The organism is Cellvibrio sp. UBA7661 (assembly GCA_002483365.1).
In the GTDB taxonomy this organism is placed as follows: Bacteria; Pseudomonadota; Gammaproteobacteria; order Pseudomonadales; family Cellvibrionaceae; genus Cellvibrio.
In genome coordinates this window covers 78,875-104,435 of record DLHT01000017.1, presented here as the reverse complement: position 1 = coordinate 104,435, position 25,561 = coordinate 78,875, and the positions used below count along the sequence as shown (strand labels likewise).

Sequence of the window (25,561 nt, the reverse complement as noted above, 5' to 3'; positions counted from 1 at the left end):
CTAAACACAAAACAATAGGAGGAGTATAGGCAAGATAAGCTCACACTGTTGTGATAAGTCGTGTTAATTGACCGCAGCAACAAATGCAATTTCAACCAGCATAGCCGGGTCCAGCAACTCTACTTTTACACATGCCCTCGATGGTGCACAACCCGCTGGCAACCAGTCAGTCCAGACACTGTTTAGCACAGCCACATTATCTTGGTGGGTGATATAAATAGTGGCTGACAATATGCGGGATTTATCACTGCGAATCGCCCCCAGAGTAACTTCTGCCTGCTGTAAAATTTGTGCAATTTGCGATTCCATATCGCAAGCGGTGTCATTGGGTACTTCAACAAAATGCGCGATACCGCGATAAATCGTCGCATCAGACCAGCGGGGGCTCGGGTTAAAGCGTTGGATATCCATTGATAGTTTCCTAAAAGAGTATTTGCAAATAGAAAGTGGCGCCTATAATAGCCGCCTTTCGCGTCCCGCCCAACGCCACTTATCATTAGGAAAGCAATCAACCATGGCTTTAACGTCCATCATTGCACACCGTATTTATCGTCACTCACCCGGTAGCGCTTTTGAATTGCAACTTAAAAGTGAACCGTTTTCCCCCGGTGGTAAATTGGACGAGCTGGCGTATGAATTAAAGACGCAATTCATTCGTAAAGGTGGCAAGAGTTATGGACGCTTCTCTGATGACCTCGGCGAGTTTCCGCTCCCATCCTGGTTGCGGGATTGCAGGGAAGAACGCTTGGGTTTCTTAAGCTTTACCCATAAGGCGATGCAGCAATTCCAGCAAGCGCTGGAGAAAGCCGAATCCTTATTAGATGCCTATGTGTTCTTTGTGGAAGAAAAACTGGAAATTGGTGATACGCTCAGTGTTTATTTGGTTGAACATCAAAGTGGCTTGTATCTCGACGGTGAGTTATCGCTTGATGACTCGCTATTTCTGGATACCAGTGGCTTTACGCTTGCAGCAAAAATTCAGCTAAATGACTGGACGAGCGGTGACTCATCAACCTATCTCACACTGATGCGCGCACGCGGTGATAAAGATGTTGCCGATGCCTTTACTCATTTCATCGCTTTTACTGACAAGCAAGATATCAAGCAGGAAACCGCAGACTTCCTGAAGGTCGTTGATGACTTTAGTCAGACGCTGGATGAAACCAGCGCAAAAATAACCCGCACCAAAGTCGCTGATTACTGTTTGGAACAGAATAAAGCAGGAAAAACGGTCGCTATTACAGACCTTTCCCACACATTAGCCGCAGAAGTGAAAAGCTACGAACCTGAGCGCTTTATCCGATATCTGGAAAACAACAAACCAGACATCAAGCCAGAGTTTATTCCTCATGCAGGACAGGTCCGCAGCTACGTCCGTATCAGCGGCAGAAATGATTCTTTAAGCATGAGCTTTGCTTCCGAGTGTTTGGGGCGGGAAATTGAGTACGATGCGACAAATGATGTACTTACAATTAAAAACTTACCTTCATCATTGAAAGCACGCTTACTCAAGCATTTGAAAAACTCACAATAAATCCTATGTCTTTCTATATTAATAATATTGATGAGGTGCTGGCGGTGTTATATCCAGGGATAAATTTTGCCTGTCCATCCTCATACCACCATAGCTATAGAGCAAAAAATCCACTTCTTATAATCATATAAACTAAACTACCCATTGAAAAACAAGACGACTGGTCATATATTTACATCATGAGTAAACGTGAACTGAAAAAAGATCATCTCCTCGATGAAGGGCTTAAAGTAATGGCTACCCGCGGTTACAACGGCACCAGCATTCAGGATATTGTCAATGCCGCCAATGTGCCTAAAGGCTCTTTCTATACCTATTTCAAAAGTAAAGAAGACTTTGCAATTGAAGCCTTGGAGAAAGTAGCCGAAGAGCGCATGGTTCAGAATCGTCATTTACTCAGTGACCGCAGTATTTGCCCCAAAGAACGTCTTACGCGTTTTTTTGTAGAGAATATTGGCGGCTGCGAAGAAAACCTCAATGGAGGCTGTTTTCTGGGGAATATGTGTCAGGAAATGGCCGAATCCAGTGAGGCAATTCGTATTAAGGTGCGGCAGATGCTGCGTAATAGTACGCAAGCTATTGAAGATGTTCTAGAGGAAGCCCGGCTTCAAGATGGGCTGAAGAGTCACCTTCCATCACCCGTGTTAGCAGAGTTTCTATTCAATGCATGGGAAGGCACCTTAATGCGCATGAAAGCATCCAGATGCCGCGAGCCGCTCGATGCATTTTTGACAGTATTGCCTGAGCTGTTCAATAAACCAAAGACGTAAACACCACATCATCAGAAATACCATAGCCGGTATTTCTGCCTTATAAAAATAAGATGACCAGTCACTTTTAAATGCAAAGCGATGAGTAATTATCACTTTTATGGGTCTTTATTCGCCTGAATTTTGCATTAAATAAAAGACGACCGGTCATTTATTTTTATATTGATGCCATCAGAATATGAGAAAACAGGTAGCGACAAATGAAGGAGTTACCACATGACGAAAACTCAAATAGTTCAGTTTCTGCAGAAAAACACATCAAACTCCATCAGAGGGGCGCAATTTATCCATGCAGTAATTTGGGCTTTGATTGCTGGACTATTTCTTAGCAACAGCGCATCAGCCGAAACGAAAGATTATCTTGCGCAGAAGGAACCCGAATGGTTGCAACTTGCCGCATCAATAGAAAACGAAAAAAGACCAAACTTGTATTGGTATGACAATCGCAGAATTGGCTCAAGAAGTTGGGCTATTGCTTTCGATAATGACATTCTAGTGCCGGGCCATCGCGACCAGGATTACACTTACGGCCTCAATTTCACACAAACCGGCGAGAGCGTGCGAAATGCAGTGATATCTCTTAATAAGCCCTTAGCCCTAATCGATAGGTGGCTTGGTTTTCAACATCACTCCATCAGTACTCAAGAAGCCTACAGCCGCGAAATAGGGCTTTTTGGATTCACTCCCGAGGACATAACCCTAGAAAAAGCCAATACCGATGATCGCCCTTATGCAAGCTTGATATATCTATCCAGCTCCCGGGAACAAGTCGATCTGGTCGATAATTTAGCGTGGAAAAGCACGCTGACTGTAGGTTTTTTAGGAACTGGACTTGTTGGGGAGCTACAAAATATTGCCCATCAAGGTACAGCAGGTAAAGAAGCAAAAGGCTGGAATAATCAAATCAGTGAAGGCGGAGAGTTAACCGGTCGCTACCTGATTGCCCGGCAGCAATATTTTGACAATGGTTCGGACAATCTTGAAATCAAAAGTACCTTGCAGGCATCTGTTGGATATCTGACAGAGACCAGTTGGAGCTTAAGTATGCGCGCTGGTCAAATTCATAGTCCCTGGTCATCGTTCAATCCAGAACTCGCAAGTTACGGAGAAAAATCATCCTATTCCAGTAATGCGCAGTCAGTTAGCGAACGCTATTTTTGGACGGGCATTGCAATAAAAGCTCGCTCTTACAACGCCTTCCTCCAAGGGCAATTCCGCGATAGCCTTGTAAGTTATGAACATCACGAACTTCGCCCAATATTAGTTGAGGCCTGGCTCGGTTATACCTTTGCATTTAAACAAGGTTATCGAATTAGCTATGTGTTACGCGGCCACAGCTCTGAAATTAAACGGGGTGCAGGTGATCGCAACTTGCTTTGGGGCGGCATAATTGTTGCGCGAAACATTTAACTGAATTTGCCATTATTTTAATAATGGCGAATTCAGTGCATCAGCTTTGGCACCAATAAGTTTCTCTGTAATATTCTGCAAATCTGTTAATGAGACTTTACGAATTTTCATAAGCTCTCTAGTAACGTCATCTATAGAGTATTGCTTCTTGGTGCGTTTGCGAATTTCTTTATCCAATTCATCCAGAAGCACTACTGCGCGGGCTGTAACAGCACCAGTAGATTTACTTTTTCGTAGGTGTTTAACTTCTGAGCCCCACTTTTCCAGTCCTTTGATGATTTTAGTTCTACGAGCTGTTGTCATACCATGGGCTCGATACAGCAGCTCAAATGAATAAAATTCAGCTAACCCTTCTGCTATCCAATCATCATTTGCCGTTTCAGTTTCCTTACCACTAATACGCGTAACCATGTGCGTTAATTCATGCAATAAAGGACTGGTTCCATTTTCGCTAACCAAGGGGCGATCCGTATGTAAAAACAAAGAGTTTGATGCCGATAATCCCCCCCGCCACATTGGATCACCCGCTCCAACAACTAGTAATTTAGTGGGCGTTTTTTCGAAAGCATTGTGTAATTCAGGCCAGACAAAATTAAAAAACGTCAATGCATCCATCCGACGCATCCCTTCACCTACTGGAGCACTAATCGCAATTCCCGTTTTTTTAATTGTTGCTCGTCGAGTACCAATTTTTCCAGCAATCATCCAGCCTGTGGGTCTATCAAACAAACGCTCAGGATTATCAATTATGAATACATTATCTTTTTTTCGAGCCCAACCAGTTTCAATGTTTTTCCACGTTTTTGGCAAAATAAATTCCAACTCTGCAACTGCTTGTGCACCAGGTGCTTCGGTTGTTTCTACTGGAGGAATCAAATCGTCTCCACGAAATAATGCCCAATTTTCTGTCATAAGGGCATCATACCTTCCAGCAGAACGTTCATGTGTCAACTTCACAAAGTAGCTAAGTGTTGCATTGCGCGCCGGCAAATCCCAATACACCTGTGAATCTTTAAGTGTTAATTTTCCATTGGCACGAATATCTGAATAAAAACCAGCTGCATTATTAAACCGCAGTTTTTGCAGAAGCTCCCCATTATCTATACGGATGACAACTTTTGCGCCTTCTTTTTCAGGCAAAAAAGTGACTAGATAATCCAATTTATAACTTGATGCAGTCTGTTTTTCAGCTGCGATTACAAACCCGCAAAAAAAAGCAAGCAAACCGATGAAAAGTCTTATGCTGAGTTTTTTTTGTAGAAGCCTCATATCGCAAACCTCAATAAATAAATTATTAGTCAAGTAAAAGCACACAGCTTACTTCACATTATCTGAATGAAGCATGACAATCAAAATATTATCGTCATTTAAGAAAAAACTTTAACAAGTAAAAACTCGACAGAAGCTAAAAAGCAGATGTAAATGAAGGGACTATAAAACTGGAATGGCTAACTCAACCAAAGGAATAAATTACAACAAGTGGCCAGTCAAGTTGAAGTTAAAAGAGGGAACCTTTTATTCAGCCCCCTGATAAAGGGAAAAAATATTTTTGAAAACAATTAAAAATTATCGGCAATAAACTTTTGCGCTAAGCGCGCAGCATCTGAGTTGCCTGCTGCAACGTCATTCAGCAATAATTTCGCTTTGGCTTTGTCACCCATCAGAAAGTACACCTTTCCAAGATCCAGCTGCGCATCTGGTACTTTTGCGGCGCTAGGAAAGTTAGCAATAAGCTCAGTGAACCAAGATCTCGCCTGCGGATAATCTTTTTTCAGCATTGCAATTTTACCTAACCAATAATGACTATTGCTGGCAAAGTCACCATTAGGAAAACGCTCTAGATGTATGTTGAATGCAGCCACTGCACCGTCAAAATCTTTTTGATTCAAGAGATCGTAAGCAGCCTTATATGTATCGCTTTCTGTTAAAGATGCAGATAAAGGTGATCCAGATTTAGATGAATCAGTGGGTGCTGAACTTATTGATGACGGGGAAATATTGGTTCGAGTATCGGACGCTATATGTGATCCACTTGCGCCCGACAAGCGCCGATCAAGATCTATATAGTTATCTAACTGTAATTGTTTTAATTGTTTTAATTCGTAGGATTGCTCCTCAAGAAGACCTCGTAGTGTAGCAACTTCTTCTTGTAAAGCTCGTATTTGAGAGTAAACATCAGATTCAGCAGATACAGGCAATTCAGATTGAGCCACCCCAGGACGAACGCCCTGAGGTGAAGACTCAACAACCCGTACTTGTGCCTGCAACGCTGGAGCTGCAACAATTAACGTGGCAGCAAGCAGATTTTTCAGCATACGGGTCAGACTCTTAGTACTTAACTTCTACGCGACGGTTTTGAGACCAAGAAGCTTCATCGCTACCGGTAGCAACTGGTTGTTCTTCGCCGAAGCTAATAACTTCCAAAGATGAACCGTTAACTCCTTGAGTTACAAGGAAATCGCGAACAGCGTTGGCACGTTTTTCACCCAGAGCCATGTTGTACTCGCGTGAACCGCGCTCGTCAGCGTGACCTTCTAAACGCACAGCAACTGAAGCGCCTTTCAGTTTGTCAGCATGCGCCAACAAAACAGCACGGCTTTCAGCGGTCAAAGCGTATTGATCGAAATCAAAGTAAACAACGTTTGACAGGGTTGCTTCTGAACTAGATGTATCGGTAACAGCGCTACCGGTAGTTGTAGGTTCAGTGCCTTTGTTATCGCTGCTTGAACAGCCAACCAAAAAAGACATAACAACAGCCAGAGTAAGACCTTGTTTGAGTGCCTTGGTGATCATGTGTGTGTAACTCCAATGAAGTTTTGATCTGTTTTACGGGATTTAGTTAAAGAATGGCGACCATGCGGGTTCCCGCACATCACCTTGTTTTGGAGGCTGGAGGATTTTGACACGCGCATCGAGGGACACGGCTGCCAACACTCCTTTACCACCAGAACGAGTCGCATACATCAGCATAGCGCCATTGGGCGCTATAGTAGGCGATTCGTCCAAATTTGTCTCGGACAAAATGCGTAAATTGCCAGATTTTATATCTTGTGCAGCGATATGATGAGTAGTTCCGGGACGTTTATTCAACATAACCAGACTTTTACCATCCGGTGAAACCCGAGCACGAGCATTATAATCGCCATCAAACGTTACGCGCTCTTGTTGCATGGAGGACAAGTGCACCTGGTAAATTTGCGGCTTACCACCTCTATCTGAGGTAAAAAACAGTGATGCGCCGTCTGCTGACCAAGTTGGCTCATGGTCAATAGCAAAATGATTGGTCACACGGGTCAATTGACGAGTCAATACATTCATCACATAAATTTCAGGATTACCATCCTTCGATAGCGCCATCGCCAGCTTTTGTCCGTCCGGAGACCACGCTGGAGCACCATTTAAACCACGGAAATTAGTCATCTGCTGACGTCTACCAGTCGCAATATCCTGAATATAGATTGCAGGCTTATTATCAGATTCGAATGACACATAAGCTACGCGCTGCCCATTTGGAGACCATACAGGCGACAACAATGGATAACGGGATTCAAGCAACATGCGGGGACGAAAGCCATCGATATCAGAGAGCATCAATCGGTATTTTTGCGGACGTTTAAATGCCTCAACATAAATCAACTTAGTTGAAAAAATGCCACGAACACCTGTGATTGTTTCATATACCTTATCACTGATGTGGTGTGCCATATCGCGCAATTGCGTCGCTGAGCCATCAACGGTGAGTTTGGCAAAGACACGCTTTTGTTGAACCACATCAAAGAGCTCATAACTCGCATAATAACGACCAGCCTGCTGGGTGATAGATCCAATCACCAAGTATTCAGAACCCAATGCTTTCCAATCACGATAATGAACTTCAGCCTCAGAGCGAGGAAAAGACAACATACGCTCAGGTGCAGTTGCTTCAAATTGGCCAGAGAACTCCAAATCGTTACCGATGATTTTTGCCAAATCCTCAGGAAGCGCCCCACCTGTCCATGCAAAAGGCACCACAGCAATCTTTGTGGGATTATCTACACCTTTGGTTACCTTAAGGTTTAACTGTGCCTGGGCCATTCCCGTGACAAAAATTAAACATAACAATAAATATCGCTTCACGACCTTAAATCCTCTGGGCTGAATGTAAACCTAAACACACGAAAATATTTTTCGAATATATCTGGTGGAATCTGCATTGCTTCAGTAAATCTATCTACGCGTCTTACAGCTTGTTCAGCAGAACGATCAAACGCTGGATCACCGCTACTTTTGATAATTCGCAATCCCGTTACCACACCGGTTGGAAGCATATTCACCTCCAACGTTACCTCCATTCCCCGTCTCGCTGAAGGGGGGCGACTCCAATTTTGTTGGACCCTTTCTATGAGCATTTCCTCATAACTTTTGGTATTCACGTCATCATTCGATTCACTGATGTGCTTTTCTTCCTTTTGTAAGGCAGCTTGTATTCGGCGTTGCTCTTCTTGAGCTTCTTGCTCCCGCTTAGTCTTTTTGGCAGCTTCAGCTTTTTGCTTAGCCTCTTCTTCAGCTTTACGCTTCTTTTCTGCCGCCTCTTTTTCTGCCTTGGCTTTAGCTATTTTTGCCTGCTCTTCTTTGATTTTTTGCTGCTTTTGCTTTTCTGCCTCGGCAGCTTTTGTTTCTTGTTCTTTTTTCTTTTGAACTAAAGCTTCAGCTTCCTTACGGCGCTGTTCTTCCTGCTTCTTATTGTTCTTTAAATCTTCGTAAGCTTTGGAGTCCAACACCTGTTCTTTCGTTTGTTGCGGCTGGGCTTTAGCCTTCGGCTTCATGTCGACCAATGTTGCCGTAACATAATGTGGCTTATAAGGTTCTTCTTCTTTTTTGAAGAAATCCCAGTTACCTAAAAATAACACCAACAACAAAACGTGAAAAAACACGCTAAGAAATAAAGGAAGTGATAGAGATTGTTCAAACTTCATATAGGTTAGCGCGCTGGCTCCGTAATCAAGCCTACGGAAGGTGCACCAGCCTGTTTAAGTTCTCCCATGAGAGTGACCACAACACCGTAATCGACTTTTTTGTCGCCTTGCACAAATACTGGAGTGTTAGGTTTTTCTTTCAGCACTTTACTCACTATCGATTTGATCTCAGCGAGGGGACGCGGAGCCTCAGCATCCCCCCCAAGATCAATATAATAAGTACCATCAGCTTTAACTGATACCGTAATAGGTTCGTCTTCTTTGCTTTCAACAGGCTCAGAAGCAGCTTGTGGTAATTCCACTTTGATCCCTTGGGTCATCATGGGTGCAGCAATCATAAATACGATCAAAAGAACCAACATCACATCAATTAATGGCACAACATTAATTTCAGCTTTCAGTTTCTTTTTGATTGGAGAACCAAATCCAGACATAGCTATTAACCTGTTTTTTCAGTGACCGTAAAACAGCGTTATTTGCTGTGAACCTGGCGGTGCAAAATTGCTGAAAATTCTTCGGCAAACGTCTGGTAGTTTGCCAGTAAGCTTTCCGCACGTGCTGAGAATTTGTTATAGGCAAGCACCGCTGGAATTGCAGCAAAAAGCCCCATCGCAGTTGCAATCAACGCTTCTGCAATACCTGGTGCTACTGTTGCAAGGCTTGGCTGGCCAGCATTAGCAATATTCAGGAATGACACCATGATGCCCCACACAGTTCCGAAAAGACCGATGTAGGGACTTACTGATGCAACACTCGCAAGAAATGGTAAGTTTTCTTCTAACTTTTCTTGTTCGCGCGCTAATGCAACGCGCATTGCCCGCTGGGAACCTTCCATTACCGCATCTGAATCAGCTCCTGCTGTTTGACGCAGGCGAGTAAACTCTTTGAAACCAGCGCGAAAAATACTCTCAATACCCTCGACCATCTCGTTGCGACTGTTGCCTTGACGGTACAACTGGTTTAAGTCAATCCCCGACCAAAACTGCTTTTCAAAGTAATTAAATGCACCTGTCGCTTTTCGTTGATAGCGCTCACGTTGAAAAATCATCGCCCACGAAATCACTGAGGCTAATACGAGAATCAGCATCACTAATTGTACTAGAAAGCTGGCATTGAGAATGAGATGAGAAATTGACAGACTATTATCTGTAGCAGGCATAAACTTGTTTAACTCTCAGTTTTAAGAATGACAGAATTGATTCAATTGCTGATGCATGCTGGCCGGAAGAGCGTTAGGTTTCATAGATTCGTTATCAACACAGGCGATACGAATTATCCCTTCACACATCAACTCTTCTCCACGCAGTACCCGCTGCTGAAATTCGATATAAGTTCGCGCCAATCTGTGAATTTGCGTAGTTACATTGAGCAAATCATCCAAACGCGCAGGACGACGGTAATTGATCTGCGCCGAATGAACGACCAACAATAAACCACCATCCAGAATTGCGGGCTTATCATAGCCGAAACTGCGCAAAAATTCTGTACGACTACGCTCCATGAATTTGAGATAATTTACATAGTAAACAATCCCTCCAGCATCAGTGTCCTCGATATAAACCCTTACCGGGCTGCTAAATACGCTCATACAACTATTTATTCCGTCGGATCTTGTAATCGCTTGGGGACAGGTATCCCAAAATATAAATAAGCATTGTTGGTCAAAATACGGCCACGCGGGGTGCGCGCCATAAAACCTTGCTGTATCAAATAGGGCTCGATTACATCTTCAATCGTTCCACGATCTTCACTGATGGCTGCAGCCAAACTTTCCACCCCCACAGGCCCACCATCAAAATTGTGCAGCATCGCCATCAATAAGCGGCGATCCATGTGATCGAAACCACGCTCATCCACATTCAGCATGTTTAATGCAGCATCTGCCATAGTTGCAGTGACCGCACCATCACCTTTTATTTCGGCATAATCACGCACACGGCGTAACAAACGATTAGCGATACGAGGAGTTCCACGCGATCGTTTGGCAACCTCACCTGCACCTTCGTAGTCCATTCTCACTCCCAGCAAAGCCGCTGAACGAGCAACGATATGGGTGAGATCGGCAACATTATAAAACTCAAGACGCTGAACAATACCAAAACGGTCACGCAGAGGTGATGTCAACAAGCCTGCACGGGTTGTTGCGCCAACAAGGGTAAATTGCGGCAAATCAAGTTTGATCGAACGCGCAGCAGGCCCTTCACCGATCATGATATCCAGCTGGAAATCTTCCATTGCCGGATACAAAATTTCTTCCACGACCGGACTAAGACGATGGATCTCATCGATAAATAGAACATCACCAGGCTCAAGATTCGTGAGCAGCGCAGCCAAATCCCCCGCTTTTTCCAACACAGGACCGGATGTGCTCTTAAGCGAAACATTCATTTCATTGGCAATAATATTGGCCAGTGTGGTTTTGCCTAACCCAGGGGGGCCAAACACTAATGTGTGATCAAGTGCTTCGCCACGCTTTTTAGCGGCACCAATAAAAATCTCCATCTGTTCGCATACCGCTGGCTGGCCAACATAATCAGCAAGGTATTTAGGGCGCACAGTACGATCAAGATGATCTTCGCGCTCTTTAGCAGCAGGAGCAATCAGTCGATCCGTTTCTATCATCAAGTAAACCCTTTAAAAACTAACCGGCAATGCTACGAAGAGCGATACGAATTAGCTCTTCGCTTTTCGCATCGGGTTTTTGTTTATTAGCCAGCGATACCATTTTTGCCGCTTCTGCCGGTTTGTAACCTAACGCAATGAGGGCGCTTTCTGCTTCTGCGAATACATCGTTATCAGTTGCAATGCTTTGGATTTCACTGTGCGCCAACATATCACCTTGTGGCATATCCCAATTTTTCAGACGATCACGCAATTCAATTACCAATCGCTCGGCAGTTTTTTTACCTATGCCCGGGACTTTGGTCAGGGCGTTAATGTTATCGTCCCGCACACAGCGGGCAATATCGTCAGCCTCCATACCCGATAAGATTGCAATCGCAAGCTTGGGACCAACACCATTCACTTTGATCAATGTGCGGAATAACGAGCGATCGCGCTGCTCAGCGAACCCAAATAGTTGATGCAAATTTTCCGTAATCGATAGATGGGTATGCAGCACAACTTCATTCCCTAAAGCAGGCAGACGATAAAACGTGGTCATGGGTGCCTGCACCTCATAACCAACCCCGTTCACATCCAACAATAAATAAGGAGGTTGCTTTTCTACCAACAACCCACGCAAACGTCCAATCATAACCAGTCTCTTTGTTGTTTAGGTTACGGAAATTACACTATACGGCCGCGGCGAAAACTCGAAGAGCCCGCCATCCTGATTAAATGGTCACGCGTATTGGCATGGCAAAGAGCAACCGCCAGTGCGTCAGCGGCATCCTCTTGCGGTGATGCAGGAAGACGCAACAAGGTTTTTACCATATGCTGAACCTGCAATTTATCCGCTGCACCATTCCCCACCACCGATTGCTTCACCTTGCGCGCCTCATATTCCGACACAGGCACATTTTGCGCTGTTGCAGCCACTATCGCCGCGCCTCGCGCCTGACCAAGTTTTAGTGCGGATGCCGCATTCTTAGCCATGAATACTTGCTCAATTGCCATTTCTTGCGGGCAATATTGTTCGATAATCTGGGTCAGGGAATCAAAAATCACTTTTAAACGGGCGGGCAACTCATCCGAATCCTTCATGCGAATCACCCCGCTGGTCAGGTATTCGTACTTACTACCAATGACATTGATAATGCCAAAACCTGTTTTACGGGAACCGGGGTCGATACCGAGAATGAGTGCCATAGTTGTATCTATATACAGTTGTATTGGTGGCAGTGTTGCACGTGATTCAGGGTGAAGCAAGAGGGATTTACAGATGTGCAGGCGCAGGAGGCAGTCGCTGTGGGTCTGCGAACAACTGCCAATCCAATCTAAAAATGGTGACGCTTAATAATCAGCCATAACCAGCAACTTCACCTTGTCGCCATTGGGAAATTCAAGGTGTAAGGATGAAGGCTCCTGATCTTCAATCAGAAGGGATGGGGATGCCATCAGTTGGTATTCTGCTTCCACAAAATGGTATATGTCAGCTTCAAGCAACAGGTACTCACCTTGACGGCGAGAATTAACCAGAACCCGGAACTGATTATCCAATTGCATTTCGCTCTGCTCGCCAATGGTATTTAACAGCTTGAAATCAGAGTAAGTACCGTTGGGCGCTTCTATCGAAAGACTGAGCTTGACCTGCTGCGCCGCTGCCGTTGACCACCAACCAACAGCAATCACACCTACCAGCACCGTGCCAATAGCCGCAAATAGGCGATAAGACATCGGACGGTGTGGAGTAATGGCCGGTGATGATTGCACTAGCGCAGCAAGCTCCAAGTCCAGGGCGGCTGCCAGCGCCTTTGCAAATTCCATAGACGCAACACCACTGTGCTCAATACGTTGCACCGTGCGCATACTTAAATCAGCCACGTCGGCTAAATGACTTTGGCTCCATGCGCGCTTTTCACGCTCTTGCCTGAGAAAGTGCTTATTAATTTGCATATCCATACTGCCTATACCTCGAAGAGTTTGGGGGAACCCAAACTCATCTATTCCTGTGATTTTGTATACGACAGGAATATGACATGAGGAAAATTGGTGTGAAAAATCCTGTTAACCAATCTGCTCCATAATATCGTCCGCTATATCGGCATTGGTGTAGACGTTTTGCACATCGTCCAAATCTTCAAGCGCATCAATTAATGCGAGGATTTTTTCGGCGGCGTCTTTATCGAGGCTAACGGTAAGCGATGGAATTTGGGTGATTTCAGATTCGGATTCTTTTAATCCGGCTGCCGCCAAAGCATCTTTTACCCGGAAGAAGTCTTCGAAGGCGGTCATCACATCAGCGGATCCATCATCATTGATAACCACATCATCTGCGCCCGCTTCCAACGCCGCTTCCATTAAGGCATCTTCATTAATGCCCGGCGCAAAACTGATTTGGCCTTTGCGGGCAAACAGATAAGAGACCGAACCACTGGTGCCGAGGTTACCGCCTTTTTTATCAAACGCGTGACGCACATCACCCGCAGTGCGATTGCGGTTGTCGGTCATACATTCAACGATAAATGCAACGCCATTTACACCATAACCTTCATAGGTGAGCTCTTCGTAAGCATCGGATTCGTTGGTGCCAGCACCACGCGCAATCGCGCGCTCAACCACATCTTTTTTGAGATTATTTAAATAGGCCTTTTCCACTGCCGCACGCAACCGCGGGTTATCGGCTGGGCTGGCGCCACCCTTTGCGGCGACCGTCAGTTCGCGGATGATTTTGGTGAAAATTTTAGTCCGCTTGGCGTCTTGACGCGCTTTGCGGTGTTTCATGTTAGCCCATTTGGAATGTCCGGCCATTGATAGCTCCCATTCAGATGCTTTGTAACAATAAAAAGACAAAAGTCAGAAACAAAAAAGGTGGGCAATTGCCCACCCTTTTCAATACCTAAGTATTACATGCCGTATTCGGGTGACTCTTCGGTCACATCAACGGTTTTCTTTTGATTGCGCAAACGAATGTGCAGCTCACGCAGTTGCATTTCATCCACAGTACCAGGCGCATCAGTCATTACGCAGGCTGCACTTTGGGTTTTCGGGAAGGCGATTACATCGCGGATAGAGCTCGCGCCTACCATCAACATAATCAAGCGATCCAGACCAAACGCCAAACCACCGTGTGGTGGTGCACCGTAGCTCAGCGCATCCAACAGGAAGCCGAACTTTTCGCGCTGCTCTTCAGGGCTGATACCAAGAATTTGGAATACCGCTTGTTGCATTTCGGGTGAGTGAATACGCACAGAGCCGCCACCCAATTCAGTACCGTTCAATACCAAATCGTAAGCGCGCGACAAAGCATCGCCCGGGCTCGCAATCAATTGCTCCGGTGTACAGCTTGGCGACGTGAATGGATGGTGGATTGAAGTCCAGCCGCCTTTGTCGTCATCTTCAAACATCGGGAAATCAACAACCCACAAAGGTGCCCACTCACATGTATACAGATTCAAATCTGCACCCAGCTTGCAGCGCAGCGCACCCAGTGCTTCGGTAACGATTTTATGCTTGTCTGCGCCGAAGAAAATCAAATCGCCGTTTTCTGCACCAACGCGCTCAAGAATCGCAGCACGAACGGGAACCGGCAGGTTTTTCACAATCGGTGATTGCAAGCCTTCTTCCAAATCAGACTTGTCGTTGACTTTGATGTAAGCCAAGCCTTTTGCACCGTAGATGCCAACAAACTTGGTGTAATCGTCAATTTGTTTACGGGTCAGCTTCTCGTTGCCGCCGGGCACTTTCAATGCGGTAACGCGTGATTTTGGATCATTCGCTGGACCAGCAAATACTTTGAAATCAACTTCTGTCACCAGATCTTTGATATCCACCAATTGCAGTGGGATACGCATGTCAGGCTTGTCTGAACCGTATTTGGCAATCGCCTCAGAGAATGGCATGTGTTTGATTTCAGCAAATTCAATGTTCAGCAAATCTTTGAACAATTCACGGAACATACCTTCGGTCACTTCCATAATTTGCTCTTGGCTCATAAAGGAAGTTTCGATATCGATTTGGGTAAATTCCGGCTGGCGATCAGCGCGCAGGTCTTCGTCGCGGAAACATTTTGCGATTTGGTAGTAACGGTCGTAACCGGCAACCATCAGCAATTGCTTAAACAATTGCGGGGATTGCGGCAGTGCGAAGAATTTACCGTCATGGGTACGTGAAGGCACCAGATAATCGCGCGCACCTTCTGGTGTTGCGCGGGTCAGGATCGGGGTTTCTACATCAAGGAAGCCGTTGCGATCCAGATAATTGCGGATTGCGCTGGTTACTTTGCTGCGGAAGCGCAGGTTTTTCTGCATTTCAGCGCGACGCAAATCCAGGAAGCGGTATTTCAGGCGAGTTTCTTCGCCTACATTGGTGAAACCATCGAGCGGAAACGGAATGGTTTTAGCTTCGTTGAGGATGGTCAATGCCGCACCATAAACTTCGATTTCGCCGGTAGGCATGTTCGGGTTCACCGTTGCGGCGGCGCGCGCACGGACCTTACCAGTCACTTGCAACACATATTCACCGCGTACTTTATCTGCAAGTGCAAAGTTTTCCTTGCCATCCGGGTCAAACACCACTTGCACCACACCTTCGCGGTCGCGCAGGTCGATAAAGATCACACCACCGTGATCACGACGGCCGTCTACCCATCCGCAGAGGGTGACTTCCTGGTTTATATGAGAGGCATTTAAAGCGCCACAATATTGGCTGCGCATAGGTTTTTCCCGTTATTTATCGACAGTAAATGGATTAGCTCGACGACTCAGCTAGACGAAGTCACATTGGAGCTTGATGCAGATGAAGCACCGGAACTGCCTTCACCTGCGAGATTCTTTTTCTTGCCCGATTTGAAATCGGTCTCATACCAACCTCCGCCCGCCAAGCGGAAACCGGCCGCGGAGATTTGCTTTTTCAAACTCGCCTTGCCGCAAGCAGGGCAGTCTACCAAAGGAGCATCGCTCAGCTTTTGCAGCGCTTCCAATTCATGGTTGCAGGATTCACATTGGTATTCGTAGATAGGCACGTCTATCACCTCAGTTCAAAAAGTCATCAACTACAGGATGCCGAGACCCCAAAAGGGTCGCGATTGTAACGTAAAAGGCTGGCGGCGAGAACCGCGTCGCTGCGGCAACCTGCAGATCTGACAAACGTAAGACCTTGGTAAACGCACAGCTTTGGCAGAGATAAGGATATGACGCAGGATTTCAAGCAAGATCAAGGAATACGGGAGTGATGCATACGGGCTTGCACGCGGGAAGCGTGGCGCGCCACCCACGCGGGCATGGCTTTTTCATACTTGCGAGGATTAGGCAACATCACCGCCATACGCGCTGCGGCTGAAGGCCCTATCTGGGCGGCCGACAACTGATAATAATGGCGCGCTGCAGCCTCGACGCCAAATACGCCGTTGCCCCACTCCACCACATTCAAATAAACCTCAAGAATACGGCGCTTATCCCACACCAGCTCGATCATCAATGCGATCACCGCTTCCTCTGCTTTGCGCAGATAGGAGCGGGATGGCGATAAGAACAAATTTTTAGCGAGCTGCTGGGTAATCGATGAACCACCTGCAACCGATTTGCCGCGGCGCTCATTTTTTTTCAAGGCATTCTCAATTCCCCGGAAATCAAATCCGTGATGCTCCATAAAACGATCATCCTCCGCAGCAACCACCGCACGCTTTAAATGAGTGGAGATTTTTCGGGTAATCCACCCATTGATGTTTCAATTTCGCGTTGGGATTTTTTTCACGCAATTCTTCAAGGCGAATATCCATAAAGCTGGTTTCAGCAGGGTTTACCCACTTCCACAGCAATACGTGCGCAAAAATCCATAACTGATACGCAACAAGTAGCAGCAACAGCCACTTGATTATGGTTGCGCTAGTACGCCATACAATTTTCATCAGAAACCCGTGTTAAACACTCTACTGCGCTTGTTCTTGTTGTTGAATTCGCTGCTGCATCGCTTCAGCGGCCGCGCGGGCTTTATCGAGCGCAGAATTACCCATAGGCTGTTGATTAATTGCTTGTGGATTTACCGCATCAGCCCCTTTATCGGATTGAGTTTCCACCGGAGCTGATATCGCATTTTGTATTTTGACTTCTACTTGCTCGGCATTGGCATTTTGTGGCTTATCCCCAAAATGAACTTGTCCGTCTGCATCAGTCCATTTATAGACGGTTGTCGGTGCAGCTTGTTCCTGCCCGCCATATTGGCTGGCAATATCATTAACTGCTTGTTTGGCATCGTTAGTGAATTGCTCAGTTGAAAAAGATGCTCGCAAATCAGCAAACCAATTATCCCCCAGCTGTTCATGCATATCGCCCAGCGGCATTTGGCCTGTTTTTAAATACACCAGGTAATTACCGATACCGACTATTAATACAAGCACCACCACTGATTTAAACAATAAACGCAACATATATTGTCCTTTTTGATTACTGATTAATTATTTTTGCTCATTCGATTCATTCGTACTTCATCGCTTATTGAGATTAACGTATGGAGGTTAACGCACATCAATACCAATCCTGTTACCTTCATAAACCAATGGAATAAATTGCAGTGCCTGAGTGCATGCAGGGTTAGGCGAACGGCCAGATGCCAAGTCAAACTCAATGCCATGCATCGGGCAACGCAGGCAATTATTACTGAACGTGGCATAAGTCATCGATGCACCCGCATGAGGACAGCTATTAACAATCAACTGCGTTTTGCCATTTTCTTGCAGCAGCAACAAATCTTGCCCCGCCACACGCACCGCCTTGCGGTATCCATCATGAAGTTGATGAAGCATTTCCAAAGCAACAAACGGCATAGCTATTCCTCTGTAACAGGGCCGGACACGCACATTCTGGCGATTCTTGCCACGGGACACCATAGAAAACAAAAGAGCCTCTTTTACAAGGCTGAATTAGCACATTATTTCACCAGATAAATCTAGCCACAAATAGTCGGCAACCAGCTAGAATGTCGCCCCTATTAATAGGCCAGCGCCGCGGCAAGCAAGTATCCTTGGCACTGTTTATGCGTCAATATTGCGACCTTACTTGCACCTAGCAGCAGCAGCCTTGTTATGACCGACCCACTCTATCTGGAGCGTTTAAAGCAGTTATCGACGCGCTTGATATCCCTGCAAAAGCCAATTCGCATCCTTGATGCTATTAAATGGCCAGCGAGTATTGAACAACAATTCCGCGCACAGCAAGGCAAAGAATTACCCGCACTGGGTGATGATTTTTATCAGCGTCAAAAATTGGCATTTGAGCCAGATACCGTCAACCAATTGCTAAAAGAATTAAAAGCGGATGTGCGCAGACAATTAGGGCGCGATGACGCATTGGGAAAAATCCTGCAAGCAACCATTGACCAATACCAAATCGTCATCGAGTTATTGCGTGCGCGCGGCACCGACCGGTTTGGACAGTTCAGTCGCCAACTCTATGGTTCAGCCAGCGATAATTTACGCGGTGACCGGAAAACGCTACGCCAAATGGGTGAGCGCCTTTGCCAAATTTTTTCACTGCCCGCTGTTGAGCATTTAAATCGCCCTTACACCAATCACATTAACGCCGAAGATGCCGTCACTATGCTGAGCGCACGTATGGCAGATTATTTTGGTGAAGGTGAGGTGCGCGTACAAATCAGCGACGATATTGTGTCTGACGCCTCTGCAGGTGGTGACTGCATCAAAATCAATCGTCGCGCTGTTTTTTCAGAGCTGGATATACAAGTCCTGGAAGTTCATGAAGGATGGGTACACATAGGCACAACACTGAACGGCCGCGAGCAACCCTGGGCAACCTGGTTGAGCGTAGGTTCACCGAGGATTACCGCTATTCAAGAAGGTATGGCGGTACTGCTGGAAACACTGACTTTCAGTTCCTTTCCCCAGCGTGCACGGCGAATCAGTGACCGTGTGGTAGCTGTGGATTTAGCCGAGCAAGGCGCTGATTTTTGCGAGGTGTACCGTCATTTTCTGGAACGAGGCATCAGCGAACACGACAGCTACCGCGTAACCCAACGTGTCTTTCGCGGTGGAACCCTGACGGGCGGGTCGGTATTCACTAAAGATATTTCCTATGTAAAAGGGTTTGTCGAAAACGTGAATTTTATCCGCAGCGCGATCCAATCCGGGATACCGGAAATTATCCCTATGCTGTTTGTCGGCAAAGTTACTCTGGACGACTTGCCACTCTTGTATGAACGCTATCAGGAAGGTGTGATTGCCGGGCCAAAATATCTTCCCTCTATGTTTAAAAATCTGAATGGTCTTTATGTCTGGTTTGGTTTTTCCAGCGGAATTTCAGCCATGAATATCGCGCGAGTGCAGCAACACTTCAGCAAATTGTTTGAAAAGTTACCGATTGTTACACCCACCCAAATCGTTACAGATGCCGAATTGGATTAGCGATATACTCCAACGAAAATAGTTGGTACTTAAGACTGAGTTAGAAAGTAAATTATGACGTATTACAAAGTTGTACTCTCAGGCGAAAATATTTTTTTTGAAAATTACAGCGATACACCTGAACCAGTAATCGGCTTTATTAGCTGTAAATTCATCAACGCCGATAGCGAAGAATTGGCAGTGGCAACTGCCAAGCGGGATTTGTTGGTGCATTGGAATCAGAGTTTCAATCTGGATCGCAAACTGGGTATGCCCAAATTAGCTGTTGAACATATCGTCGAGGTACGCGGTTGGTTTAAACCCAAAAGCATTCACGATTATTATTGGTTTACCGATAGCCATCACAAACAATTACAGCTGGAAAAATTCACTCAGCCGCCGCGCAAATGGTTCTGGCGTAATGAGAAGAAAGCACATCATCCGGAAATCAATGCGGTGCAATTAGAAGAACAGCACAACAATACGGTTAATACTGATGGCGACAACAGCATAAACGACAAATAAGTTTATGCTGTTGCAGCAACTGCAGCAGGCTCCAATAACTCGAATAGCGCAGCGCGCAAACCCGGGGAGTTAATTTCTTCGCTGCGAGCGGATAGAGGCGAGTTACCTACCCATTCAAAACGCCACCGATATAAATGCGTAGCATCTACAGATTCACGAACTTCAATTAATTCGAAGCGGCGCGGATCAAGTCCGAATTTTTCACGCAATTGAAACGCAAAAGGCTCAGCGTTTTTTCCGACAAAACTGGACGCTTGCTGGGTAGGTGCGACAACAAACACGTAATCGCGCCCTTGATAGTGGAAGTGACAAACACCTAAATGAACGCTTTGTCCAAGGCGATTGTTTAATGGCGTATCCACAAACACAGAATTCATCAACATAAAAGGTTCCGCTGCGTTTTTTATTATGGAGTTGCTGTGACAAACACATCACTCACTGATTGATTATTCGCCACCCGGTTCCGTAAAAAGTCCCTCTGCTGCGGCGAGGCGGCAGTCTACGCACAATTTATGACAGTTCAAGCAAAAGCTATTGATCAAACACTATCGGCTAGATTCGGGAACAATTTGTTACTTTCTTGCCACCATTCGGTAAACAGCAGTGACAGGTTTTGCTGTTTTTACAAACGATGCCGGTGAAAGCACATTCTGCTAAAGTTCACAGCTAAGGCTATGGGCTTTCTGAATAGTTCCTTAAATAGTTCCTTAATTTTCACTGCTTAACCAAAATAATATTTTTGGCCATTTTTTAATCGAATTAACAGGCAAATTGCGCCTGTTGTTAGTCATTTAGCTGCAGCAAGGATTCATCATGACTGTCAATCGCCCAGGTTTTTTGCCTGCTTCGTTACTTATTGCAACAACACTTATTATTACCACGCTGTCTGGCTGTACTTATGTATCGCAAGGTGTACTTGTCGATAGCGACCGCCATGCGCAGATTGAATCGCAAGATAGTTATGGCGATAGCGCTTCGCGCGTTGTGTATCCGGAACAAAACTGGAGCGGCGCAGATAGCCTCTGGTTTTATAATGTCTCCCAAGGTTCCAACCTGATCCCTTACGATATTTTTCTGCACCTGGAAGTCGCTGACAGCGAATTATTATTCCGCAGCGATGCCAATATGAATCGCCTGCGTTATTTGCCGCAAAAGCCCAGTGTTTCGAATCCTGATGGATTACCTGTGGGCTGGGTTAAAGATGATCATGCAAATGAAAAATACGTGGGTTTTACCTGCGCCGCTTGCCATACCAGCCAAGTGAATTATCGCGGCGTTGCGATCCGTATTGATGGTGGCGGCACACTCGCTGACATGGAGCTCATGCTGAAAGAGCTGGCATTAGCGCTGCAAACCAGCCTTGATCAACCAGACAAATTTGAGCGTTTAGCCAAACAGGTTTTGCAGGGGAAATATCCCGATGAAAAAGAAAATTTCCGCAGCAAGCTCGCCAATACCGCCACACAAATCGCCTCCTACAACCGCATCAATGAACCACGTCACGGTGACCAGTCTGTCGCTTACGGCTATGGACGACTGGATGCGTTTGGCCGCATCTACAATCGCATTCTTGCGCATCTCACTCCACAGAGCTCCGACAATTACAACCCGGCCAATGCGCCGGTGAGTTATCCCTATTTGTGGGACACACCACAGCATGATTTTGTGCAGTGGAATGGCGTTGGTGATAATGAGTTGGCTGGCCCATTAGGTCGCAATACAGGCGAAGCCTTGGGCGTGTTTGCACAGTTTGATCTGAAGAAACAACAAGGCGATGTCGGATATCGCTCCTCGGTTGTCGTACGAAACCTGACGCGTATGGAGCGCCATCTGGAGAGCCTCTGGTCACCCAGCTGGGAAGAGCTGGCGAAACAGAATGTATTACCTGCAATTGATCAATCACTCGCACGGGAAGGTGCGCAGGTGTTTGTGGAGTACCAGTGCCACACCTGCCATGAAGCTATCGACCGCACTGATTCCAAACGCCGTATCACCGCACAATTTGCCAGTTTGCAGACGATCGGAACCGACCCGTATATGGCGATGAATGCGCTCAATTACGCAGGCAAGATGGGGTATTTTGAAGGCGACAGAATCAACAAGCTCAAACCCAACTCACCGCGTTACCAGCAGACAGGCTCGGTGTTACCTGCCTTAAGCAATGCAGTAGAAGGGGTGTTGCTCGAGCCTGATCACGACAAACTCTTTCTCCGCCGCTGGGCAGAAAAGCTATATGACCTGATAGGCTCCATTTCAGATAACCCGATCAAAAACACAAAGCGGCATCTGGATTTCGAAACCGTCAATAAAAACAACCCATCTACGCTCGCCGCCTACAAAGCACGGCCACTCAATGGAATATGGGCAACTGCGCCTTACTTGCACAACGGTTCTGTTCCCAGTCTCTATGAGCTCTTTATGCCTAGTTGTAGCGATGATGAAATTGCCAGCGGCAAAACCTGCCGCTCTAACCGTTTCACCTTGGGTGCACGCGAGCTGGATGCGGTAAAGGTGGGGATTATCCAGCGCGATCCCGCGCAGTATCCGGGCTTATTCGTATTCGATACCAGCCTGCCCAGCAATTCCAATAAAGGACATGAGTACGCCGCTGGTATCACGCCTGTCTTCGTGTTGGATGCCAATAATCGCCCAGTGGAAGATGCGCAGGGCAAACCCCAAATGCGCCTGCTGCAACCCATCTCCGACCATCAACGAATGGCATTGGTGGAGTATCTGAAAACACTTTAAATAGCGGCAAAGACTGCGCCCGCCCCCAATCGGGCGCACCTTCAACATCATTTCACGTTTAAACCCAACGCCAAGTATCACAATTGCTCACAGTTTCATGACTGACTTTTGAATAGATTATCCTGCGCTTGGAAATTCACTACTTCATCACTGAACCAATCTATGGATTTGGCGGTCTTTAGGCTGCCCATCGGGATGAAGGGTAAACCGCTATGGACACCCAAGACCCTAATATTGCTGGCATTTGATTGACACCAAGCGCCGCGACACACAGAATCACCGACCAGTTTTAAACCTCAGGAATTTGCTGAATGAATATCGATCGTTTTTCGCCGCTGCTAAAGCGCACCACCTTGCTCCTCTCCTTAATAGCAGGCTCATTTATTCTGGCTGGCTGCGGCGGTGGCAGCGATAAAAAATCTTCAGCAAGCTCATCATCGGTTAGCTTGTCTTCTGCGCGCAGCAGCTACACGGCGGCATCCATACCTGCCAATGGCTCAGGTGAATGGCCAAGCGTGAAGGTAGAAGCCCAAAAAGCTAAAGTCCTGACCTTCCAATGGAATGCAGTTGCCGGTGCAACCTATTACAAACTGTTCAAACACGATGCGGCAACCGGTGGGGTTGTGCAGATTGGTGGCAACCTGACCAGCACGCAGGCAACGGATGACATAGGTGTACATGTCCACGATTGGGTCAACAATTACTACTACGTAGAAGCTTGTAATGCAGAAGGTTGCGAGAAATCGAACCTGACATTCACTGCTACTGAAATGATCAAAGCGATTGGTTATGTGAAAGCATCCAACACCGAAGCCAACGATTTCTTCGGTTGGAGCATCGCCCTGTCGGCTGATGGAACCACACTTGCGGTAGGCGCACCGGCTGAAGACAGCAAAGCAATCGGGGTAAACGGCAACCAAGACAGCAATGACAGCAGTAACTCCGGTGCAGTTTATATCTTCATTAAAGAGAATGGCGTGTGGGTACAGCAGGCTTACCTGAAAGCATCCAACACTGAACAACCCAATATCAACCCTTATCGCATGCTGATCAATGACCGTTTCGGCTACAAAGTGGCTCTGTCAGATGACGGTAATACCCTGGCAGTATCGGCATTGTTGGAAGACAGCCCATCAATCGGCATTAACTGTAACCAGAACAACTACGAAACTACCCGTTACGGAGCTTCTTCTGACCCATCGGATGACCTGATCACAGCGAACAATTACGACATGGGTGCAGTGTATGTATTCACTCGTACCAATCAAAACTGGACTCAGGAAGCTTACGTAAAATCCAGTTTGATACAGGAAGGCGCGCGTTTTGGTGAGAGCCTTGCCCTCTCTGGTGATGGCAAGACATTGGCGGTAGGTACCACGCTGGATGAAAGCCCCTCCAGCGGGATCATTCACTATGCTGGATCTTCAAATCCTGCCTGTTTTGAATTTTATCCATCCAGTGCCTCATCAACGAGCAGTACCAGCTCGTCCAGCAGTAGCACCAGCTCGTCCAGCAGCAGCTCCAAAAATTCCTCCAGCTCTTATAACGGTGGAGCAAACTCTGGCTCTGTCCATGTGTTCATCCGCCTCGAAGATGGCTGGCTGCAACAGGCGTACATCAAAAACTCCAATGCCCAAGCTGGCGACATGTTTGCTGCCAGCATCGCCCTCTCTACTGACGGCAACACTATGGCCATAGGCGCGACAGGTGAAGACAGCAACGCAACCGGCGTTAACGGAACCCAGTCCAACGACACTTGCTATTACCTCGCCGATTCAGGTTATGTGATCGAACCAGAGTGTAAAGAAGCAGGCAAATATGCTGTACGTGGCCTCATTAAAAATGGTGCCGCCTATGTGTTCAAACGTAGCGATAATGTCTGGGCACAAGAAGCCTATTTAAAACCCAGCACCACCTTCATCAACACTGCATTTGGAAGCAGCATTGATTTATCAGGCGATGGCAATACGCTGGTAGTCGGCACACCGGGTGATGCAAGCAAAGCGACTGGCATCAACGGCGATACCGCTCAAACAATTGAATACGCCAATACCGGCGCTACTTATGTGTTTACACGCTCAGGCAGTAATTGGATTCAGGAGGCGTTTATCAAGCCTTCCACCCTTACCCTGCATGAGGGCGTTTCCTTGGCAAATGACCGCAGCATTGAAGTACTTGGCGGCGGCCAATTTGGCGGTAATGTCAGTATTTCCAAAGACGGCACCCTGCTCGCGGTAGGCTCCTTCCGCGAATCAAGTAACGCCAAAGGTATCAACGGTGACCAAGGTGATAACAGCGCCCAACGTGCCGGTGCGGTATTTGTCTTCAAGCGCAATAACAGTGTTTGGACACAACAAAGTTATGTGAAAGCAAGCAACACTGATAGCGATGACCGTTTTGGCATGAACGTAGACTTGTCTGCAGATGGTAAAACTATGGCTGTCGGTGCACATCGCGAAGCTGGTCGTGGTTATTCATCTGCCGCGTCAACCTCTAGCAGCTCAAGCAGCACATCGAGCTTGCCCGATGGTGCCTTGGATCAAAACGACAACAGTGCAGAAGCGGCCGGAGCGGTTTACCTGTTCTAATGCTAATTAAAAGTTGATCGCAATAAAAAACGGGA

At 46.5% G+C, this 25,561-nt stretch carries 28 protein-coding genes; 7 read left to right on the top strand and 21 right to left on the bottom strand.

Translation table 11 applies throughout. From position 1 onward, the window contains the following. Window positions 1-63: 63 nt before the first annotated feature. Window positions 64-411, bottom strand: coding sequence for a RidA family protein (locus tag B2739_RS13690; protein WP_331346410.1), 348 nt, complete (start codon window positions 409-411; stop codon window positions 64-66). Between the two features lie 103 nt (window positions 412-514). Between B2739_RS13690 and B2739_RS13685 the strand changes: the two genes are divergently transcribed. From B2739_RS13685 to B2739_RS13675, 3 genes are all read left to right on the top strand, one after another. Further along, window positions 515-1,534 carry a nucleoid-associated protein gene (locus B2739_RS13685; RefSeq protein ID WP_331346409.1) on the top strand — a complete coding sequence of 340 codons (1,020 nt, stop codon included), beginning with the start codon at window positions 515-517 and terminating at the stop codon, window positions 1,532-1,534. 179 nt (window positions 1,535-1,713) lie between these two features. After that, window positions 1,714-2,304 (top strand): TetR/AcrR family transcriptional regulator, encoded by a 591-nt coding sequence (locus tag B2739_RS13680; protein ID WP_331346408.1) that lies wholly within the window; start codon window positions 1,714-1,716, stop codon window positions 2,302-2,304. Between the two features lie 216 nt (window positions 2,305-2,520). Further along, a complete protein-coding gene (locus tag B2739_RS13675) occupies window positions 2,521-3,714 on the top strand; it encodes a lipid A deacylase LpxR family protein (RefSeq protein WP_331346407.1) in 1,194 nt (397 codons plus the stop codon). A gap of 12 nt (window positions 3,715-3,726) precedes the next feature. On the opposite strand, the gene B2739_RS13670 is transcribed toward B2739_RS13675, so the two are convergent. From B2739_RS13670 to B2739_RS13580, 19 genes are all read right to left on the bottom strand, one after another. Next, window positions 3,727-4,983, bottom strand: coding sequence for a hypothetical protein (locus tag B2739_RS13670; RefSeq protein WP_331346406.1), 1,257 nt, complete (start codon window positions 4,981-4,983; stop codon window positions 3,727-3,729). Window positions 4,984-5,273: 290 nt separating this feature from the next. After that, complete coding sequence (locus tag B2739_RS13665; protein ID WP_331346405.1) at window positions 5,274-6,029, bottom strand: YbgF trimerization domain-containing protein; 756 nt, start codon at window positions 6,027-6,029, stop codon at window positions 5,274-5,276. A gap of 13 nt (window positions 6,030-6,042) precedes the next feature. Next, window positions 6,043-6,507, bottom strand: coding sequence for a peptidoglycan-associated lipoprotein Pal (pal, locus tag B2739_RS13660; protein ID WP_331346404.1), 465 nt, complete (start codon window positions 6,505-6,507; stop codon window positions 6,043-6,045). Between the two features lie 42 nt (window positions 6,508-6,549). Then, window positions 6,550-7,830, bottom strand: coding sequence for a Tol-Pal system beta propeller repeat protein TolB (tolB, locus tag B2739_RS13655; RefSeq protein ID WP_331346403.1), 1,281 nt, complete (start codon window positions 7,828-7,830; stop codon window positions 6,550-6,552). Further along, window positions 7,827-8,669, bottom strand: a complete 843-nt coding sequence (gene tolA, locus B2739_RS13650; RefSeq protein ID WP_331346402.1) for a cell envelope integrity protein TolA — start codon at window positions 8,667-8,669, stop codon at window positions 7,827-7,829. The genes tolB and tolA overlap by 4 nt, the downstream gene beginning before the upstream one ends. A 5-nt stretch (window positions 8,670-8,674) precedes the next feature. Next, entirely contained in the window at window positions 8,675-9,103 is a 429-nt protein-coding gene (tolR, locus tag B2739_RS13645; RefSeq protein WP_331346401.1) for a protein TolR, read from the bottom strand. A gap of 38 nt (window positions 9,104-9,141) precedes the next feature. Next, window positions 9,142-9,828 carry a protein TolQ gene (tolQ, locus tag B2739_RS13640; protein ID WP_331346400.1) on the bottom strand — a complete coding sequence of 229 codons (687 nt, stop codon included), beginning with the start codon at window positions 9,826-9,828 and terminating at the stop codon, window positions 9,142-9,144. Between the two features lie 21 nt (window positions 9,829-9,849). Next, window positions 9,850-10,257: a tol-pal system-associated acyl-CoA thioesterase gene (gene ybgC, locus B2739_RS13635; RefSeq protein WP_331346399.1), complete on the bottom strand. Its 408-nt coding sequence runs from the start codon at window positions 10,255-10,257 to the stop codon at window positions 9,850-9,852. 8 nt (window positions 10,258-10,265) lie between these two features. After that, the gene (gene ruvB / locus B2739_RS13630; protein ID WP_331346398.1) at window positions 10,266-11,291 is read right to left on the bottom strand and encodes a Holliday junction branch migration DNA helicase RuvB; all 1,026 of its coding nucleotides are present in this window, start codon (window positions 11,289-11,291) and stop codon (window positions 10,266-10,268) included. A 19-nt stretch (window positions 11,292-11,310) separates the two neighbouring features. After that, complete coding sequence (gene ruvA / locus B2739_RS13625) at window positions 11,311-11,925, bottom strand: Holliday junction branch migration protein RuvA (RefSeq protein ID WP_331346397.1); 615 nt, start codon at window positions 11,923-11,925, stop codon at window positions 11,311-11,313. 32 nt (window positions 11,926-11,957) lie between these two features. Then, window positions 11,958-12,479 (bottom strand): crossover junction endodeoxyribonuclease RuvC, encoded by a 522-nt coding sequence (ruvC, locus tag B2739_RS13620; RefSeq protein ID WP_331346396.1) that lies wholly within the window; start codon window positions 12,477-12,479, stop codon window positions 11,958-11,960. 144 nt (window positions 12,480-12,623) lie between these two features. Next, a complete protein-coding gene (locus tag B2739_RS13615; RefSeq protein WP_331346395.1) occupies window positions 12,624-13,232 on the bottom strand; it encodes a helix-turn-helix transcriptional regulator in 609 nt (202 codons plus the stop codon). Between the two features lie 105 nt (window positions 13,233-13,337). Then, window positions 13,338-14,081: a YebC/PmpR family DNA-binding transcriptional regulator gene (locus B2739_RS13610; protein ID WP_331346394.1), complete on the bottom strand. Its 744-nt coding sequence runs from the start codon at window positions 14,079-14,081 to the stop codon at window positions 13,338-13,340. A 95-nt stretch (window positions 14,082-14,176) separates the two neighbouring features. Next, on the bottom strand, window positions 14,177-15,985 hold the full coding sequence (gene aspS / locus B2739_RS13605) for an aspartate--tRNA ligase (protein ID WP_331346393.1): 1,809 nt from the start codon (window positions 15,983-15,985) through the stop codon (window positions 14,177-14,179). Between the two features lie 47 nt (window positions 15,986-16,032). Further along, window positions 16,033-16,293, bottom strand: a complete 261-nt coding sequence (locus B2739_RS13600) for a zinc ribbon domain-containing protein (RefSeq protein ID WP_331346392.1) — start codon at window positions 16,291-16,293, stop codon at window positions 16,033-16,035. A 191-nt stretch (window positions 16,294-16,484) separates the two neighbouring features. Continuing rightward, window positions 16,485-16,919 (bottom strand): monofunctional biosynthetic peptidoglycan transglycosylase, encoded by a 435-nt coding sequence (gene mtgA, locus B2739_RS13595; RefSeq protein WP_331346391.1) that lies wholly within the window; start codon window positions 16,917-16,919, stop codon window positions 16,485-16,487. Window positions 16,920-16,926: 7 nt separating this feature from the next. Beyond that, entirely contained in the window at window positions 16,927-17,178 is a 252-nt protein-coding gene (locus tag B2739_RS13590) for a hypothetical protein (protein ID WP_331346390.1), read from the bottom strand. Between the two features lie 21 nt (window positions 17,179-17,199). Next, window positions 17,200-17,697, bottom strand: a complete 498-nt coding sequence (locus B2739_RS13585; protein WP_331346389.1) for a DUF4124 domain-containing protein — start codon at window positions 17,695-17,697, stop codon at window positions 17,200-17,202. Window positions 17,698-17,784: 87 nt separating this feature from the next. Next, on the bottom strand, window positions 17,785-18,093 hold the full coding sequence (locus tag B2739_RS13580; protein ID WP_331346388.1) for a Rieske (2Fe-2S) protein: 309 nt from the start codon (window positions 18,091-18,093) through the stop codon (window positions 17,785-17,787). A gap of 258 nt (window positions 18,094-18,351) precedes the next feature. Here B2739_RS13580 and B2739_RS13575 point away from each other — a divergent pair, with 258 nt between their 5' ends. Beyond that, the gene (locus B2739_RS13575; protein WP_331346387.1) at window positions 18,352-19,686 is read left to right on the top strand and encodes a flavohemoglobin expression-modulating QEGLA motif protein; all 1,335 of its coding nucleotides are present in this window, start codon (window positions 18,352-18,354) and stop codon (window positions 19,684-19,686) included. A gap of 54 nt (window positions 19,687-19,740) precedes the next feature. Continuing rightward, window positions 19,741-20,190, top strand: coding sequence for a hypothetical protein (locus tag B2739_RS13570; RefSeq protein ID WP_331346386.1), 450 nt, complete (start codon window positions 19,741-19,743; stop codon window positions 20,188-20,190). A gap of 2 nt (window positions 20,191-20,192) precedes the next feature. Here B2739_RS13570 and B2739_RS13565 read toward each other — a convergent pair whose 3' ends face one another. Next, window positions 20,193-20,573, bottom strand: a complete 381-nt coding sequence (locus B2739_RS13565; RefSeq protein ID WP_331346385.1) for a hypothetical protein — start codon at window positions 20,571-20,573, stop codon at window positions 20,193-20,195. Between the two features lie 430 nt (window positions 20,574-21,003). On the opposite strand from B2739_RS13565, the gene B2739_RS13560 reads away from it, so the two are divergent. After that, on the top strand, window positions 21,004-22,938 hold the full coding sequence (locus B2739_RS13560; RefSeq protein WP_331346384.1) for a di-heme-cytochrome C peroxidase: 1,935 nt from the start codon (window positions 21,004-21,006) through the stop codon (window positions 22,936-22,938). Between the two features lie 311 nt (window positions 22,939-23,249). Further along, window positions 23,250-25,526 carry a hypothetical protein gene (locus B2739_RS13555; protein WP_331346383.1) on the top strand — a complete coding sequence of 759 codons (2,277 nt, stop codon included), beginning with the start codon at window positions 23,250-23,252 and terminating at the stop codon, window positions 25,524-25,526. Window positions 25,527-25,561: the final 35 nt, after the last annotated feature.

Excerpts from the sequence above, each read along its gene's own strand:
- B2739_RS13615 (WP_331346395.1), bottom strand. The coding sequence starts at position 13,232 with ATGGATATGCAAATTAATAAGCACTTTCTCAGGCAAGAGCGTGAAAAG.
- B2739_RS13575 (WP_331346387.1), top strand. The coding sequence starts at position 18,352 with ATGACCGACCCACTCTATCTGGAGCGTTTAAAGCAGTTATCGACGCGC.
- B2739_RS13680 (WP_331346408.1), top strand. The coding sequence starts at position 1,714 with ATGAGTAAACGTGAACTGAAAAAAGATCATCTCCTCGATGAAGGGCTT.
- ybgC (WP_331346399.1), bottom strand. The coding sequence starts at position 10,257 with ATGAGCGTATTTAGCAGCCCGGTAAGGGTTTATATCGAGGACACTGAT.
- B2739_RS13590 (WP_331346390.1), bottom strand. The coding sequence starts at position 17,178 with ATGAAAATTGTATGGCGTACTAGCGCAACCATAATCAAGTGGCTGTTG.
- B2739_RS13685 (WP_331346409.1), top strand. The coding sequence starts at position 515 with ATGGCTTTAACGTCCATCATTGCACACCGTATTTATCGTCACTCACCC.
- mtgA (WP_331346391.1), bottom strand. The coding sequence starts at position 16,919 with ATGGAGCATCACGGATTTGATTTCCGGGGAATTGAGAATGCCTTGAAA.
- B2739_RS13665 (WP_331346405.1), bottom strand. The coding sequence starts at position 6,029 with ATGCTGAAAAATCTGCTTGCTGCCACGTTAATTGTTGCAGCTCCAGCG.
- B2739_RS13580 (WP_331346388.1), bottom strand. The coding sequence starts at position 18,093 with ATGCCGTTTGTTGCTTTGGAAATGCTTCATCAACTTCATGATGGATAC.
- B2739_RS13570 (WP_331346386.1), top strand. The coding sequence starts at position 19,741 with ATGACGTATTACAAAGTTGTACTCTCAGGCGAAAATATTTTTTTTGAA.
- B2739_RS13610 (WP_331346394.1), bottom strand. The coding sequence starts at position 14,081 with ATGGCCGGACATTCCAAATGGGCTAACATGAAACACCGCAAAGCGCGT.
- B2739_RS13565 (WP_331346385.1), bottom strand. The coding sequence starts at position 20,573 with ATGTTGATGAATTCTGTGTTTGTGGATACGCCATTAAACAATCGCCTT.
- B2739_RS13690 (WP_331346410.1), bottom strand. The coding sequence starts at position 411 with ATGGATATCCAACGCTTTAACCCGAGCCCCCGCTGGTCTGATGCGACG.
- B2739_RS13560 (WP_331346384.1), top strand. The coding sequence starts at position 21,004 with ATGACTGTCAATCGCCCAGGTTTTTTGCCTGCTTCGTTACTTATTGCA.
- ruvB (WP_331346398.1), bottom strand. The coding sequence starts at position 11,291 with ATGATAGAAACGGATCGACTGATTGCTCCTGCTGCTAAAGAGCGCGAA.
- tolA (WP_331346402.1), bottom strand. The coding sequence starts at position 8,669 with ATGAAGTTTGAACAATCTCTATCACTTCCTTTATTTCTTAGCGTGTTT.
- aspS (WP_331346393.1), bottom strand. The coding sequence starts at position 15,985 with ATGCGCAGCCAATATTGTGGCGCTTTAAATGCCTCTCATATAAACCAG.
- B2739_RS13670 (WP_331346406.1), bottom strand. The coding sequence starts at position 4,983 with ATGAGGCTTCTACAAAAAAAACTCAGCATAAGACTTTTCATCGGTTTG.
- ruvC (WP_331346396.1), bottom strand. The coding sequence starts at position 12,479 with ATGGCACTCATTCTCGGTATCGACCCCGGTTCCCGTAAAACAGGTTTT.
- tolR (WP_331346401.1), bottom strand. The coding sequence starts at position 9,103 with ATGTCTGGATTTGGTTCTCCAATCAAAAAGAAACTGAAAGCTGAAATT.
- B2739_RS13555 (WP_331346383.1), top strand. The coding sequence starts at position 23,250 with ATGAATATCGATCGTTTTTCGCCGCTGCTAAAGCGCACCACCTTGCTC.
- tolQ (WP_331346400.1), bottom strand. The coding sequence starts at position 9,828 with ATGCCTGCTACAGATAATAGTCTGTCAATTTCTCATCTCATTCTCAAT.
- B2739_RS13675 (WP_331346407.1), top strand. The coding sequence starts at position 2,521 with ATGACGAAAACTCAAATAGTTCAGTTTCTGCAGAAAAACACATCAAAC.
- B2739_RS13585 (WP_331346389.1), bottom strand. The coding sequence starts at position 17,697 with ATGTTGCGTTTATTGTTTAAATCAGTGGTGGTGCTTGTATTAATAGTC.
- pal (WP_331346404.1), bottom strand. The coding sequence starts at position 6,507 with ATGATCACCAAGGCACTCAAACAAGGTCTTACTCTGGCTGTTGTTATG.
- ruvA (WP_331346397.1), bottom strand. The coding sequence starts at position 11,925 with ATGATTGGACGTTTGCGTGGGTTGTTGGTAGAAAAGCAACCTCCTTAT.